The organism is Agromyces sp. Soil535 (assembly GCF_001428255.1).
Classification (GTDB): domain Bacteria; phylum Actinomycetota; class Actinomycetes; order Actinomycetales; family Microbacteriaceae; genus Agromyces.
Map to the genome: position 1 here is coordinate 507,745 of NZ_LMRW01000001.1, position 13,986 is coordinate 521,730.

Sequence of the window (13,986 nt, forward strand, 5' to 3'; positions counted from 1 at the left end):
ATCCGATGTTCGACCGCTCCTCCACGTTCGGCGCCGCACTCGACGACACCGGCGCCCGTGCCGTGCTCGAGACCTTCCTGCCCGGCATCGCCGCCTCGCCGATGGCGGGCCAGTTCCGCGACGCCCGCCTGGGGCAGTTGGTCGGGCTGACCCCGGCGCTGCGCGAGGACGCCGCGGAGCAGGAGCGGTTCTGGGCAGCGCTCGCCGAGGTGCCCGACGACGCGGGTGCGCCGCCTCGCGAGTACTCGCCGGCGATCGCCCCCGATCCGGCCTACGAGGGCGATGACATCCCGCGCGGGTCGGCGCGTCTCACCGTGCCCGTCGATGCGGTGCCCCGCTGGGGCGCGGTCGAGTTGCGCTTCGACGGGCCCTCGCACGGCAACCCGTTCGTCGACGTCGAGCTGTTCGCGGTCGTGACGAGCGGCGAGCGGCGGTTCGAGATCGGCGGGTTCTACGACGGCGACGGCGTGTACCTGATCCGCTTCCTCGCCGAGTCGGAGGGGGAGTGGGCGTTCGAGACCGCGTCGACGGCTCGCTCGCTCGACGGCATCACGGGCACCGTGCGGGTCGGCCCAGCGGCATCCGGTGCCCACGGCCCCGTGCGGGTCGACGGTCTGCACTTCGCCTACGCGGACGGCACCCGCCATCGCCCGGTGGGCACGACCGCATACGCATGGACGCACCAGCCCGAGGAGCTGCAGGATCGCACGCTCGCGACGCTCGCCGACGGGCCGTTCACCAAGATGCGGATGTGCCTCTTCCCCAAGTCGTACCTCTACAACACGAACGAGCCGGAGCGGTTCCCGTTCCCGGGTTCGCTCGCCGACGGGTTCGACCTCGAGCGATTCGACCCCGAGTCCTTCCGAGGGCTCGAGCGGCGCATCGCCGACCTGGGCGCGCTCGGCATCGAGGCGGACCTGATCCTCTTCCACGCCTACGACCGGTGGGGCTTCGCCGACCTCGGGCCGGCCGTCGACGAGCGGGTCGTGCGCTACACGGTGCGCCGGCTCGCGGCATCCGCCAACGTCTGGTGGGCGCTCGCGAACGAGTACGACCTCGTGTGGGCCAAGACGACCGCCGACTGGGAGCGCATCGCCCAGATCATCGAGGAGGAGGACCCGCACGGTCACCTGCGGTCGATCCACAACTGCCACGGGTTCTACGATCACTCCCGGCCGTGGATCACCCACGTGAGCGCGCAGCGCATCGACGTGTACCGCACCGCCGAGAACACCGACGCCTGGCGGACGGAGTTCGCAAAGCCGGTCGTCATCGACGAGATCGGCTACGAGGGCGACATCGACCAGGGCTGGGGCAACCTCACCGGCGAGGAGCTCGTGCGCCGATGCTGGGAGGGCGCGGCGCGCGGCGGCTACGTGGGCCACGGCGAGACCTACCTCAACGACCGCGAGGAACTGTGGTGGTCGAAGGGCGGCGTGCTCATCGGGTCGAGCCCGTCGCGGATGGCATTTCTTGATCGCATCGTCGCCGAGGCACCGGGCGGCGTGCTCGACCCATTGCCGTCGGACTGGGACGTGCCGTGGGGCGGCGTCGCCGGCGAGTACGTGATCGGCTACTTCGGCTTCAATCGGCCGAGCTTCCGCAACGTCGTGCTGCCCGACGGCGACTTCGAGATCGACGTCATCGACACGTGGAACCGCACGGTGGATCCGGTGCCCGGTGTGCATCGCGGCACCGTGCGGGTCGAGCTCCCGGCGCGCCAGTACATGGCCGTGCGGCTGCGGCGGGTCGGCCCGGCCGACTGAGCGGATGCCGCGGTGCGGCCGCGGGTCACACTCGGTTCACCTGCTAGATGTACCTGGCACTCACGTTGGTGACAGTCGGCTGATCGGGGGTTGGCCTCCGAGGGCTGGTGGCGTCGTCCAGTGTTGTAGTGCCGAGCCAGCGCGCAAGGGCCCGGGTGCGCAATGTCGCTCCCCTCGGATATGTTGCTCTAGATCGAAGCAGAGAAGGGGCGTCGGCGTGGCGACGAAGGGAGAAGGCTTCGCTCGCTTGCTGGAACCGTTCCGTTCGGAGTTGCTGGCGTACTGCTATCGGATGCTCGGCTCGTCTCACGACGCCGAGGACTTGGTCCAGGAAACGTACCTGAGGGCGTGGCGGGCGCGGGAGCAGTACGACGAGACTCGCAGTTCACTGCGCACTTGGCTCTACCGGATCGCATCGAACGCGTGCCTGACCGCCTTGGAGGTCCGCGGCCGCCGACCACTGCCGTCGGGTCTGGTGGCCGCGTCGGATCCGCTCGGGCCGCTCGTGCCGGGAGAGAACGCGGCCTGGCTCCAGCCCCTGCCGGACTCCTTGCTGGACGCGGGCGATCCGGCCAGGACCGTGATCGACCGCAGCAGCCTGCGCTTGGCGTTCGTCGCCGCCCTGCAGCACCTGTCGGCGCGTCAGCGTGGTGCGCTGATCCTACGTGACGTGCTCAGCTTCTCCGCGTCCGAGGCTGCGGAAATCCTCGGCACTACCGTCGTATCGGTGAACAGTTCCCTGCAGCGGGCGCGTACCCGAGTGAAGGAAGTCGGGGTCCGCCAGGAACGTCTCAGCGAGCCGTCCGCACCCGAGCAGCGCGCCTGGGTCGATCGCTACATGAAGGCATTCGAGAACGCCGATGTCGAGGGTCTCAAGCGACTGCTCACTAAGGACGTGCTCATGGAGATGCCGCCGATGCTCAACTGGTTCGTCGGCCCCGGCAACTACGGCCTGTTCATGGAGTGGGTCTTCGAGAAGGCCGGAACGGACTGGAATCTGAAGGCGGTCGCGGCCAACGGCCAGCCCGGTTTCGCCGCCTATCGGCGCGTCGGTGACGGATACGAGCTGCACACGCTCCAGATCTTCACCGTCACCGCCGAGGGCATCAGCCGGAATTCGGTGTTCCAGGACTCCGAGGTCTTCGCTTCTTTCGGTCTGGCGGCCGGACTCGACGCCCTGGGACTTGTCAACGTCGCGTCTTGACTGCCAGGGCAACCTCTCTGTCGGGCACGCCTCAACATCCTTTTAATGCGGGCGCGATGAGTTCCGACCCCACCGCCGGTATGTATTGACGAGTTCGCCGGAATACCCCGGGGCGAACCGATCACAAGGAGAATCCGATGTCAGACAGTCGTGCAGAAGACGAGGCCGCGATCCAGTCCGTATTGGTCGAGTCGTATGAAGCGTGGGAGGCTGGCGACGCCGACGGCATGGTCGCCAACTACACCGCCGACGCGACCGCCATCATGACCGCCTCGCTCCGCGACAGCCGTGACGCGGTCCGCGAGAACATGACCCTGGCCTTCGAGGGGCCACTCAAGGGCAGCTCGACCTACAACAAGCAGCTCAGCCTCCGCTTCGTCGGCAGGGACGTCGCGATCGTCGTCAGCGAATCCGGCATCCTGTTCCCCGGCCAGACCGAGGTTCCGGACACGGGCAAGGTGAACGCGACCTGGGTTCTTGAGAAGCGCGACGGGCAGTGGCTGATCGCCGCCTATCACAACAGCCCGGTGCTGGCGCCCGGGCAGTGAACCCTTCCCCGTAACCGGCAGTGACCGTGTGTAGTGGCGCGGGGGTCTGACGTCGCTGGCCCCGATGTTCGAGTCCTGCCGTCGAACCGCGTGAAGCCCCTGGTAAGCAGGTCTTGACTAGAGATCAATTTCATAGGGGCTTCACGTGGTCACCATCGAGCGCGCGATCCCTGCAGCGGGTGGCGTCCCTCGGGGTGGTGTAGTTCTCGGTGGGGTCGTCGGCGTCGTGGACGTGGAGAACTCTTGATCACGGGCACGCAGTCGAAACACTGAGTGTCTGGTTTCTTGACAACGCTTGCGACATGACTGTGATCGGCCACGCCCTGGCTCCCGACGAGGAGCACGGTGTTGTCACCTGTGAGCCTCGCCGCCTGACGGATGAGCTCGTGAAGTTCGTCGCGTTTCGCGACTGCTTCGCTCGCTTGATCGCTGCGAGCCGTTCGTCTCGGGTGAGCGCCCCTGCGAACGGCGAGTTCTGCCGGAGTTCACGGCCGAGGCTGCTCTGTTCGAGCATCCCGTCGATGAGGGTGTCGATACTCGCGGTGGTGAGCTGCTCCCACTGGTCGAGCCACCCTTGGACGAGATCGCCTTGGGTGACCTCGCGGAGTCTGGCGAGGTTGCCGGCAACATGGCTGAGGACTGCATCCGGATCGATCCGGAGCTTCTCGGCCACGGAGCGGTGCAGCTCGAGCGCGACACGGTCCTCACGGCGCGCGGCTGGCCAGGCGGAGGTTGAACTCCATCACTTCGAGCGCGCGGTTGAGGGTGCCTACGCCGATGGTGCCGTCGCATTCGGAGGCTTCCATACGGGAGACACTCGAGACGTTCACGTCGAGATGTTCGGCGAGGTCCCGCATGCTCCATCCGACGGCCCGGCGCGCGTCCGCGATCAGCGTCGACAAGCAGATCACCTCCTTACGTTGCATTCCACTGCAACATCCATCGCCGGCGGGAGGCTTTATCTGCGGCGTGGCAGACTCGAACCCTGAGCTCACGTCGGAGGTCGATCATGCACGATGGCACGCCCACCGCACCACCGACCGCGGCCGTCGCCGATGCGGCCCTCCGCCTCGGCGTCGACGCCCGTCTCGTGCCCGTTGCACTCCGGCCAGTCCTACCCGTCGCGCCGCTCGTCGGGCGAGCACGCCCCGTCACGCACCTCGGCAGCGTCGACGTGCTGCTCGAGACGATCGACGAGGCGTCGCCGGGTGACGTGCTCGTGATCGACAACGGCGGACGCCTCGACGAGGCCTGCGTCGGCGACCTCATGGTGCTCGAGGCGGAGCGCGCGGGGCTCGCTGCGATGGTCGTGTGGGGCCTGCACCGTGACACTGCACAGCTCCGCGAGATCGGCCTGCCCGTGTTCAGCCTCGGCACGTGCCCGTTCGGGCCGCGCAGGGTGCCGCCCGCCGGGCGTCGCATGCGCTCGGCGTTCCTCGACGGCGTGGGGGTCGGCGAGGACGACCACGTGTTCGCCGACGACGACGGTGTGCTCGTCGTGGCATCCGACCGGGTCGACGAGGTCGTCGAGCTGGCACGCGAGATCCAGCGCACCGAGACCGCGCAGGCCGAGCGGATGCGCGCGGGCACCAGCCTGCGCGAGCAGCTCGACTTCACCGGGTACCGGGCACGGCAGGCCGCCGACCCCGAGCTCACCCTGCGACGACACCTGCAGGAGCGCGGCGGCGCCATCGAGGTGTGACCGTCGTGCGAGCCCACCCAACGCCCTCCGCCCAGTAGTCGCCCGAGCCATCCCGGTGAATCGCTGGGCACTTCCCCATGTCGGTGGAACACTGGCGGTGAAAACCTTTGGAGGGTCTCATGCCACGGGACATCGATGCGCAGCGCCACGAGCGACGGGAGGCGGCGCGGGCGGTCGCCGAAGCACGGCGTGGGGCCAAGGAGTCGGAGAAGCTCGCGACGTCGCTGGAGGGCAGGAACCGCACCCGACTCGAGGTGATCATCGGAGTCGCGCGCAAGCTCAGCCGGGCGGCACAGCGCGACGTGCGCGAACATCCCCGGCGCGCCAGTCGCCTGGCACGAGTGGCCTCGACGAAGCTCGACCGGGCGTCGGTTCGGGCGATCGCGTCCGTCGATGCCGCGCGGCGAGCGGTCGCCGAACGCGAAGCGAAGCGGCGGGCGAAGACGATCAGACGTCGGCGCGCGCACGAGGAGCAGGTTCTCAAGATGGCGGAGTACATCGTCCTCCACACCGTCGTGGCATCCGTCACCGTTCCCACCGACCGGGCGCGGGCTGAGTCCGACCTGAAGCGCTTCCGCCGGATGGGGGAGGGCACCGCACGGTTGACCCGCGCCTGACGGCGTCGCCCTCGAGCGACGGCCGGGAGCCCTTGCGCGCCGCAATCGGCGGCGGTACCGTGCCCGTATCCGGCGGGCGCCGCCGCGCCGCCCGGGCATACCGCGGGGCTCGCCGCTGGACGGTGCCATGACTCGTTCCGCACTCCTCGACCGTGGTCGCGCGGCCTTCCACGAGCACCGGTGGGGTGCCGCATTCGAGGCGCTGACCGAGGCTGGCGACGACGACGCCCTGGAGGCTGCCGACCTCGAGCGGCTCTCCACGGCCACGCTCCTGCTCGGGCGCGAGGACGCGGGCATCGACCTCGCGACGCAGGCGCACGAGGCCTACCTCGGTATCGAGGATGCCGCGGGCGCCGCACGGTGCGCGACGTGGATCGGGCTGTACCTCGGCGGAAGGGGCGACGACGCCCTGGCCGACGGCTGGCTCTCACGGGCGCAGCGCGTCGCCGCCCGGTCGGATGCCGCGACGGCGACCGCAACGGGGCTCCTGCTCGTCGCCGCTGCGCTCGATCAGCTGTACTCCGGCGACCCCGAAGCGGCGGAGCGCACCTTCGCCGACGCCTTCGCCGCAGCCGAACGTGTGCATGACCGCGACGCGATGACGCTGGCCCAGCTCGGGCAGGGACAGGCGCTCCTCATGCTCGGAAGCGCGGGCGCAGGTCTCGCGCTGCTCGACGAGGCGATGGTGTCGGTGACCGCGGGCGAGGTCTCGCCCGTGGCATCCGGCATCGTGTACTGCTCCGTGATCGGCACGTGTCACCTCGCCTTCGACGTGCGCCGCGCCCAGCAGTGGACCATCGCGCTCGATCACTGGTGCGGTGAGCGGCCCGACATGGTGATGTTCACCGGCCAATGCCAGGCGCACCGGGCCGCGTTGTACTGCCTGCACGGAGCGTGGACCGACGCGATGGCGGCGGCCCGCGTGGCCCAGGAGCGGGCGCGGATCGGAGACTGGTCGGGATCATTCGGGGCGTGGTACCAGGAGGGCGAGGTGCATCGCCTTCGTGGTGAGTTCGACGCGGCCGAGCAGGCGTTCCACCAAGCGGGCGAGTCCGGCTACCCGCCGCAGCCCGGTCTGGCGTTGCTGCGACTGGCAGAGCGACGGGTGCCGTCGGCCCGTTCGCTCATCCACGAGGCGGTCGAGCACGCCGATCCGTCGACGCGGCGACAGCTGCTGGTCGCCGTCGTCGAGATCGAGCTCGCGGCCGGCGATCTCGCGGCGGCGCGTCGAGCGGTCGACGAGCTCGCGGCATCCGGCGCCGGGGAGGCGCCGATGATGCAGGCGCTCGCCGCGGAATGCGAAGCCGCGGTGCGCCTCGAGGAGGGCGACGCGGCCGATGCGCTCGCCAGGGCGCGCGCGGCGTGGCGGACCTGGCAGGAGCTCGACATGCCGTACGAGGCGGCCCGGTGCCGCGTGCTCGCGGCACGGGCCCGGCGTGCGCTCGGCGACGATGATGCGGCATCCATGGACCTGGAGGCGGCGCGCGCCGTGTTCGTCGAGCTCGGTGCGGTGCCCGACGTGCTGAAGGTCGACGAGCTCGCGCAGCCGGTGCCTGCCGGCGCGGCGATGCCGCTCACGACTCGCGAGGTCGAGGTCGTGCGGTTGGTGGCCGAGGGCAAGACGAACCGGGCCATCGCCGGCGAGCTCTACCTCAGCGAGAGGACCGTGGACCGCCACCTCAGCAACGTCTTCGCGAAGCTCGGCATCTCGTCGCGCGCGGCGGCGACCGCATATGCCTACGAGCACGCCCTGATCCCGGCCCGGGGTTCCCACGGCGAGATGGCGTAGTCCCGCACTCCGCATGGTGCCTGCGAAATGGGTGATTCTCCGGATGCCGCCGGCCGCCCGCGTTCGTAGCGTCGGAGCATGGACCTCGCCGTGCTCGCCGGAGTCCTCTCGACCGGCCTCTTCGCCATGAGCTACCTGCCCATGCTGGTGAAGGCCGCGCGCACCAAGGATCTCTCGTCGTACAGCCTCGGCAACCTCGCGATCACCAACCTCGGCAACCTCGTGCACTCCCTCTACGTGTTCAGCCTGCCGGCCGGTCCGATCTGGTTCCTGCACACCTTCTACCTCGTCGCCTCGGGGCTCATGCTCGGATGGTTCCTGCGATACCGGTCGGCGTGGCGGCATCCGCGCGTCGCAAGCCCCGACCGCGCCGAGGCCGCGGAGCTTGAGGCCGTGCCGTGAGGGCGGGGCAGGTGCATCCGCTGGTCGCCGGGGCGGCCTGGCTTTGGCGCAACGCCCCCGTACCACCGGGCCAGGCCATCGGCATCGTCGTAGGCGTGCTGCTCGACCGCGTTCGCCCGCTACCCATGCCGGGCCCGCGTGCGCTGCACCGCATTGCCGGCACCGCAATGCTCGCCGGCGGCGTCGGGCTGATCTCCTGGGCGTTCGCCGAGCGGCGGCGGCACACTGCCGGGGCGTTCGACCTCGAACGTCCGGAGTCGCTCGTGACCACGGGTCCATACGCCTTCAGCCGGCATCCGATGTACGTGGGCGTGTGGCTCGTGCACCTCGGCGTCGGCGTGCTCCGCGGATCCGGCTGGGTCGCGGTGACGTTCCCGGTTGCGACGCTCGCCGAGCACGGCGGCGTGCTCGGCGAGGAGCGCGGGCTCGCTCGCGCGTTCGGCGACGAGTTCGACCGGTACCGCGAGCGCGTCCCGCGCTACGTGGGGTGGCCGGGTTGGCGGATGCCGCGGGCTACTTCGTGACGCTCCGGGACGACGGCTGATACGCTCGCGGTTCCCCGCCTCGAAAGGACCCGTGTGATCCCCCTCGTCATCGACACCGACACCGCTGCCGACGACTGCTTCGCCCTGCTCGTCGGGCTCCTCGATCCGCGTGCCGACCTTCGCGCGATCACGATGGTCGCCGGCAATGTCGGCTTCGAGCAGCAGGTGCACAACGCCTTCTTGACGCTCGGTCTCGCGGGCCGGCTCGGCGACGTGCCGGTGCACCTCGGCGCACGCACTCCGCTCCTGCGCGAGTGGCGCAGCGCGAGCGAGGTCCATGGCGACGGCGTCGGCGGGCTCCGGCGCCCGTCCGACGAGCACGAACCGTCCGCCGAGCATGCCGTCGACGCGCTCATCCGGCTGGCCGAGGAGCAGGCCGGCGAGCTCACCATCGTGGCGATCGGCCCCCTCACGAACCTCGCGCTCGCCGTGCGCAAGGAGCCCGGCTTCGCGTCGCTCGTGAAGGAGCTCGTGGTCATGGGCGGCTCGATCAATGGCCGCGGCAACATCACGCCGGCCGCCGAGTACAACATCTACGTCGACCCCGAGGCTGCGGACATCGTGCTTCGCGCCGGATTCCCGCGCGTGACGATCGTGAGCTGGGATCCGCTCACCTTGCGCGACGCCGTCTTCACGGCTGCACACGTCGAGCAAATCCAAGAGCTCGACACGAGCCTGTCCCGCTTCTTCGTGCGGGCCAACCAGGCCACGTTCGACTTCGACGTGCGTGTGGGCATCAGCGGCTCGACGCATCCGGACTCGCTGTCGGTACTCCTCGCGATCGACCGCTCGCTTGCCCTCGAGGAGCGCCCATACCGCATGGCCGTCGAGACCCGCGGCGAGCTGACCCGCGGCGCGACCGTGTTCGACTGGCGCAGCGACGAGCCGAACGTGACCGCGATCGAGCGCATCGACTCGCCGCGCTTCTTCGAGTACGTGCGGAGGCTTCTCTCCCAGGAGGTCGCCGACGGCTACCTGGAGTTGCTCGCGGGATAGCCCCCGGCTGCCGCGACGACGCCGTCGACGATCGCCTCGGCGACGGCCTCCGCGTCGACGTCGGTGACGACCCGCGTCCGGCCTCCGCCGGCGGGCGTGAAGCTCGTCCGGCCGTCGGCGTCGAGCGACACCGTGCCCTCGGCGGAGTACGCGAACAGGTCGGGGCGCACGAGCGCGAGCACGGTGAGCGGATCGTGCGGCACGTTCCAGGTCTCGTTCCAGAACGACCACCACTGGCGGATGTCGGCATCGAGGGCTCGTCCGAGCGGGCCCGCTGCCGCGATCCGCTCGAGGTGGGCAGCGACCATCGAGACCCGGCGGGTGATCTCGAGTCCCGCGATCGTGATGGAAGCGCCCGAATCGAAGACGATCGCGGCGGCGTCGACGTCGCTGCGTATGTTGTGCTCGGCCTCGTCGCTCCCGTCGAAGCAGCCGCCCATGAGCCAGAGGTGCCGCAGTCCACGAGCGAATGTCGGGGCGCGGTCGATCGCGGCGGCGAGGTTGGTGAGCGGGCCGACGGCGATCACGTCGATCGCGCCGGGCGCCTCGCCCACTGCTCGCACGAGGAAGTCCACACCGGGCTCCGCCTCGACGGGCTCCACCTCGAGCGCGTCGTGCAGGGAGCCCTCGTGGCCGGCCCACCACACCTCGCGTCCGGACCGCGTGGCGGTCTCGCCCGCGAAGACGATGAGGCGCCGACCGGCCAGCGACGCGTAACGCTGCGCGAGCCGGGCACGCAGCAGGGTGTCGCCGTAGACCGTCGTCACGCCCTCCACCCGCACCGACGGCGTGCCGAGGAGCAGTGCGAGTGCGAGGGCGTCGTCGACGTCGCTGCCGATGTCCGTGTCGTAGACGACGCGATGCGTGCGAGGCATCCGATGGCTCCTTCCGGCCGAAGACGGCGTCGGGGTTCAGGCACGCCAGACCCCCTCGGCGCGCAGGTGGAGGATCTCCTGGAGCACGCTCCGATCGCGGCCATCGCGCTCGCCGGCCACCACCGACCCGTCGGTCCAGAAGTCGTCCACCGTACGCCCCTTGAGTTGGCCGCGGCGGGTGTGCACGTCGAGCGCGTACTCGGGGATCTCGAATGGTCGGTCGGAGGCATTCACGAGGTGCATCGCGAGGTTCGCCCACTCGTCTGACGTACGGTCCTTCGTGCGCTCGGCGAGGAAGCGGATCGCGTGGACGGCGAACAGCCAGCGGTCCCCGGCACTGCGGTCGAGTCGCTCGTGCATCTCGAAGAGGCTGTTGACGACGACGGGCTCCTGCCAGGAGCCGTCGCCGGCGTCCTCCGCTGAGATCACGGAGAGCCTCGACCACATCACGGCTTCGAGGTCGGCGCTCGACTCGTAGAGCTCCCGTCCGATGAGCACGGCCAGGCGCACATCGCCACGACGGATGGTCTTCTGCAGCGCCGAGATCAGCTCGTCGGCCGCGTAACCGCGCTTGCTGGTCACACGGGTCCATGAGTCCTCGGTGTATGGAGCGGGCATGTCGTTCGGTTCCTTCCGTTCAGGCGGCGTGGACGCGCGCCATGAGTTCGTCGTAGTCGAGCTGCTGCTGTGCGCGGGCCGCGGCGAGGTCGACGGTGGTCAGCACGCCGCCGCGCTTCAGCCATCGGCCGGCCGTCATCACCTCGGTCGAGGCGAATCCGGATGCCCCGTACACGAGCGCCGACGCGATGTCCTGCGCGCCGACCGGGCCACGGTGCAGGGCGGCGACCGGCAGCGCGAGCAGGTCGGCGACCGCCCCGTCGACGAGTCGGCCGTCGTCGTCGGACGCGCCGAGCGCTCGGTGGCCGCGCCACGTTGCGAGCCCGATGAGCTCGCGCGGCAGGATGGGGTTCGGCGCCCGGGCCGTGAACGCCGCGAGCTTGCCGAGTGTACGCATCTCCTCGAACAGGTCGGCGTTGTTGTTGCCGCACCAGTTGTCGGTGCCGAGCGCGACGTTGACGTCCGCGTCGAGGGCCTGGCGAACCGGCGGCGCCGCGGCGCCGCTGATCATGGCGACGGAAGCAGCGGGAACGATCGTCGCCCGGGTGCCGGCGAGCAGCCCGAGTTCGTCGCGTGCGATCGCGTTGCAGTGGGCGAGCAGGAGGGGCACGTCGAACAGCCCGATCTCTTGCATCATCGAGAGTGCGCTGCGACCGTAGTCGCGTCGGCATGCCTCCTCCTCTTCGGCCGAGGTGCCGAAGTGGGTGTGCAGCCCCACGTCGTGGTGCCTCGCCATGGCGATCTCGGCGTCGATCGCCTCGAGCTGGTTGTCGACGAAGAAGGCATGGGGGCCGATCCAGCCGCGCACGAGTGGATCGTCGCCCGCGCCCTCGAGGAACGCTCCAGCCGCCGCCAGACCGGCCGCGCGGGCGCCATCGTCGCCGAGCTCGACGATGCCGTACGCGACCGCGGCACGCAGCCCCGAGTCCTTGATGACCGGAAGATACCGCTCGGCGAAGAAGTACTGGTCGGCGAAGGTGGTCGTGCCGCTCGCGATCATCTCCGCGCAGCTGACCGCGACCGACGCGGGTACGAGCTCGGGGGTGAGGTGCGCCTCGAGCGACCGGATGGCGCCGAGCCAGCCCTCGAGGGTGAGCAGCGAATGCCCCTCGGAGACGCCGCGCATCAGGGACATGGGGGTGTGCGCGTGCGCGTTGACGAGACCGGGCATGAGTATCGACTCGCCGAGGTCGATGACGCCCTCCCCACGCGGGCGTGCCCCGCGGATGGGCTCGACGGCCGTGATCAACCCGGCGCCCACCTCCACGACGCCGGCCGAGAGCACCGTTCCGGAATCGTCGTTGACATAGACGTGATCGGCGACGATCCGCATGGAGGCGCTCACGCGTTCACGGCCGCGGCGTCGTGGCCGGCCATGAGGGCGCCGATCTCGGCGGTGCCGAACTCCCCCCGCTCGAACGGCCCGGCCAGCGTGCCGTCGTACATCACGACGACGCGGTCGGAGAGGGTGACGATCTCCTCGAGCTCCGCCGAGACGAGCAGGATCGCCGCGCCACGCGCCCGCGCGTCGAGCAGCGCGCGGTGCACGAACTCGATGCTGCCGACGTCGAGCCCACGGGTCGGCTGGTTCGCGATGATGACGGCCGGCTCGCCCTCGAGCTCGCGTCCGATCACGATCTTCTGCAGGTTGCCGCCGGAGAGGTTGCCGATGGTCCGCCGAGGCGAGGCGCCGCGCACGACGTAATCCGCGATGAGCTTGCGGGCGAAGGCCTGGACGGCCCGGGTGCGGAGGATCCCCGCGAGGTTGAACCGTCTCGTGCGATATGCAGTCGCGATCGCGTTCTCCTCGAGGGTCGCCTCGCGGTTGAGGCCGACGTGCATGCGGTCCTCGGCGATGTGCGCGAGCCCCGCGTCGCGGGCGTATCGCGCGTTCGTGTTCGCGACCTCCGTTCCCGCGATGCGGATGCGTCCGTGCTCGACCTTGCGGAGCGCGGCGATCGCGTCGACGAGGTCGCCCTGCCCGTTGCCACTGACGCCCGCGACCCCGATGATCTCTCCCTCGCGGATCGTGAGCGACACGTCTCGGAGTCCTGAGTCGCCCGCCGAGAGTTGCGGCGCCGACACGTGATCGAGCTCGAGCGCCGGGGCTCCGGGCTGGACGTGCTCGATGTCGGCCTGGAGGAGCACGTCGCGACCGACCATCATGTGGGCGATGGTCGCGGGGGATGCCTCGCCCACGCCGAGCGTGCCCACGACGTGACCGCGCCGCATGACGACGATGCGGTCGGCCACGGCCAGTACCTCGGGGAGCTTGTGGCTGATGAAGACGACGGCGGTGCCCTGCGCGGCGAGCTGGCGGACCGCCCCGATGAGGTCGTCGGCTTCGGCCGGCGTGAGCACTGCCGTCGGCTCATCGAGGATCAGCAGGCGCGTGTCGCCGGCGAGTGCCTTCAGGATCTCGACGCGCTGCTGCAGGCCGACGGGCAGCGACGCGACGAGCTGGCCGGGGTCGATCGGAAACCCGGTGCGCTCGGCGAGCTCCGAGACGAGCCGCTCGGCCTCGCGATCGTCGACGGCCCCGGCGCGCAGCGGTTCTCGTCCGAGCATGACGTTCTGGGCGACGGTGAACGACGGCACGAGGGCGAAATGCTGCTGCACCATGCCGATGCCGTGGTCGATCGCGTCCTGCGCGCTGCGGATCGTCACCTCATTGCCGTCGATGAGGATGCGGCCTGCGTCGAGCGGGAACGCGCCGAACAGCAGGTTCATGAGGGTCGTCTTGCCGGTGCCGTTCTCGCCGACGAGTGCCAGCACCTCGCCCGCCTCGATCTCGAGCGAGACATCAGCGACGGCGAGCACCCCCGACGACGCGAAGTACTTGCGAAGCCCCTGGAGCTTGAGCAGTTCCGCCATGCGCCTGCCTCCATCCGTGGTCGTGGTTCGGGGGGAGCGGCCGCCCCGCG

At 70.1% G+C, this 13,986-nt stretch carries 14 protein-coding genes; 9 read left to right on the forward strand and 5 right to left on the reverse strand.

Annotated features, from left to right (window positions below; all coding sequences use genetic code 11):
- Positions 1 to 5 precede the first annotated feature (5 nt).
- The 3 genes from ASG80_RS02390 to ASG80_RS02400 all read left to right on the forward strand — a co-directional run bounded on the left by ASG80_RS02390 (position 6) and on the right by ASG80_RS02400 (position 3,518).
- Positions 6 to 1,766: a DUF5605 domain-containing protein gene (locus ASG80_RS02390; RefSeq protein ID WP_056728053.1), complete on the forward strand. Its 1,761-nt coding sequence runs from the start codon at positions 6 to 8 to the stop codon at positions 1,764 to 1,766.
- A 217-nt stretch (positions 1,767 to 1,983) separates the two neighbouring features.
- Positions 1,984 to 2,970: a sigma-70 family RNA polymerase sigma factor gene (locus ASG80_RS02395; protein WP_056728054.1), complete on the forward strand. Its 987-nt coding sequence runs from the start codon at positions 1,984 to 1,986 to the stop codon at positions 2,968 to 2,970.
- 137 nt (positions 2,971 to 3,107) lie between these two features.
- Positions 3,108 to 3,518 (forward strand): SgcJ/EcaC family oxidoreductase, encoded by a 411-nt coding sequence (locus ASG80_RS02400; RefSeq protein ID WP_056728056.1) that lies wholly within the window; start codon positions 3,108 to 3,110, stop codon positions 3,516 to 3,518.
- 704 nt (positions 3,519 to 4,222) lie between these two features.
- Here the strand turns inward: ASG80_RS02400 and ASG80_RS02410 are convergent.
- Positions 4,223 to 4,420, reverse strand: coding sequence for a helix-turn-helix domain-containing protein (locus ASG80_RS02410; protein ID WP_162256586.1), 198 nt, complete (start codon positions 4,418 to 4,420; stop codon positions 4,223 to 4,225).
- Positions 4,421 to 4,527: 107 nt separating this feature from the next.
- Between ASG80_RS02410 and ASG80_RS02415 the strand changes: the two genes are divergently transcribed.
- From ASG80_RS02415 to ASG80_RS02440, 6 genes are all read left to right on the forward strand, one after another.
- Complete coding sequence (locus ASG80_RS02415; RefSeq protein ID WP_056728061.1) at positions 4,528 to 5,220, forward strand: RraA family protein; 693 nt, start codon at positions 4,528 to 4,530, stop codon at positions 5,218 to 5,220.
- 119 nt (positions 5,221 to 5,339) lie between these two features.
- On the forward strand, positions 5,340 to 5,837 hold the full coding sequence (locus tag ASG80_RS02420; RefSeq protein WP_056728062.1) for a hypothetical protein: 498 nt from the start codon (positions 5,340 to 5,342) through the stop codon (positions 5,835 to 5,837).
- A gap of 127 nt (positions 5,838 to 5,964) precedes the next feature.
- A complete protein-coding gene (locus ASG80_RS02425; protein WP_056728064.1) occupies positions 5,965 to 7,626 on the forward strand; it encodes a helix-turn-helix transcriptional regulator in 1,662 nt (553 codons plus the stop codon).
- Between the two features lie 78 nt (positions 7,627 to 7,704).
- Positions 7,705 to 8,028: a hypothetical protein gene (locus ASG80_RS02430; protein WP_056728066.1), complete on the forward strand. Its 324-nt coding sequence runs from the start codon at positions 7,705 to 7,707 to the stop codon at positions 8,026 to 8,028.
- Positions 8,025 to 8,552 (forward strand): isoprenylcysteine carboxylmethyltransferase family protein, encoded by a 528-nt coding sequence (locus tag ASG80_RS02435; RefSeq protein ID WP_056728068.1) that lies wholly within the window; start codon positions 8,025 to 8,027, stop codon positions 8,550 to 8,552. The genes ASG80_RS02430 and ASG80_RS02435 overlap by 4 nt, the downstream gene beginning before the upstream one ends.
- A 54-nt stretch (positions 8,553 to 8,606) precedes the next feature.
- On the forward strand, positions 8,607 to 9,569 hold the full coding sequence (locus tag ASG80_RS02440; RefSeq protein ID WP_056728069.1) for a nucleoside hydrolase: 963 nt from the start codon (positions 8,607 to 8,609) through the stop codon (positions 9,567 to 9,569).
- Here ASG80_RS02440 and ASG80_RS02445 read toward each other — a convergent pair.
- From ASG80_RS02445 to ASG80_RS02460, 4 genes are read right to left on the reverse strand one after another with little or no spacing between them, the layout of a single operon-like run.
- Positions 9,545 to 10,444: a nucleoside hydrolase gene (locus tag ASG80_RS02445; protein WP_056728071.1), complete on the reverse strand. Its 900-nt coding sequence runs from the start codon at positions 10,442 to 10,444 to the stop codon at positions 9,545 to 9,547. The two genes, ASG80_RS02440 and ASG80_RS02445, sit on opposite strands and share 25 nt — an antisense overlap.
- A gap of 36 nt (positions 10,445 to 10,480) precedes the next feature.
- The gene (locus ASG80_RS02450) at positions 10,481 to 11,062 is read right to left on the reverse strand and encodes a hypothetical protein (RefSeq protein WP_056728073.1); all 582 of its coding nucleotides are present in this window, start codon (positions 11,060 to 11,062) and stop codon (positions 10,481 to 10,483) included.
- 19 nt (positions 11,063 to 11,081) lie between these two features.
- Positions 11,082 to 12,407, reverse strand: coding sequence for an amidohydrolase family protein (locus tag ASG80_RS02455; RefSeq protein WP_156401610.1), 1,326 nt, complete (start codon positions 12,405 to 12,407; stop codon positions 11,082 to 11,084).
- Entirely contained in the window at positions 12,404 to 13,936 is a 1,533-nt protein-coding gene (locus ASG80_RS02460; RefSeq protein ID WP_056728078.1) for an ABC transporter ATP-binding protein, read from the reverse strand. Before ASG80_RS02460 ends, ASG80_RS02455 begins: the two co-directional genes overlap by 4 nt.
- Positions 13,937 to 13,986: the final 50 nt, after the last annotated feature.

Coding starts and splice junctions, on each gene's coding strand:
- ASG80_RS02390 (WP_056728053.1), top strand. CDS start 6: ATGTTCGACCGCTCCTCCACGTTCGGCGCCGCACTCGACGACACCGGC.
- ASG80_RS02400 (WP_056728056.1), top strand. CDS start 3,108: ATGTCAGACAGTCGTGCAGAAGACGAGGCCGCGATCCAGTCCGTATTG.
- ASG80_RS02415 (WP_056728061.1), top strand. CDS start 4,528: ATGCACGATGGCACGCCCACCGCACCACCGACCGCGGCCGTCGCCGAT.
- ASG80_RS02420 (WP_056728062.1), top strand. CDS start 5,340: ATGCCACGGGACATCGATGCGCAGCGCCACGAGCGACGGGAGGCGGCG.
- ASG80_RS02425 (WP_056728064.1), top strand. CDS start 5,965: ATGACTCGTTCCGCACTCCTCGACCGTGGTCGCGCGGCCTTCCACGAG.
- ASG80_RS02430 (WP_056728066.1), top strand. CDS start 7,705: ATGGACCTCGCCGTGCTCGCCGGAGTCCTCTCGACCGGCCTCTTCGCC.
- ASG80_RS02445 (WP_056728071.1), bottom strand. CDS start 10,444: ATGCCTCGCACGCATCGCGTCGTCTACGACACGGACATCGGCAGCGAC.
- ASG80_RS02450 (WP_056728073.1), bottom strand. CDS start 11,062: ATGCCCGCTCCATACACCGAGGACTCATGGACCCGTGTGACCAGCAAG.
- ASG80_RS02460 (WP_056728078.1), bottom strand. CDS start 13,936: ATGGCGGAACTGCTCAAGCTCCAGGGGCTTCGCAAGTACTTCGCGTCG.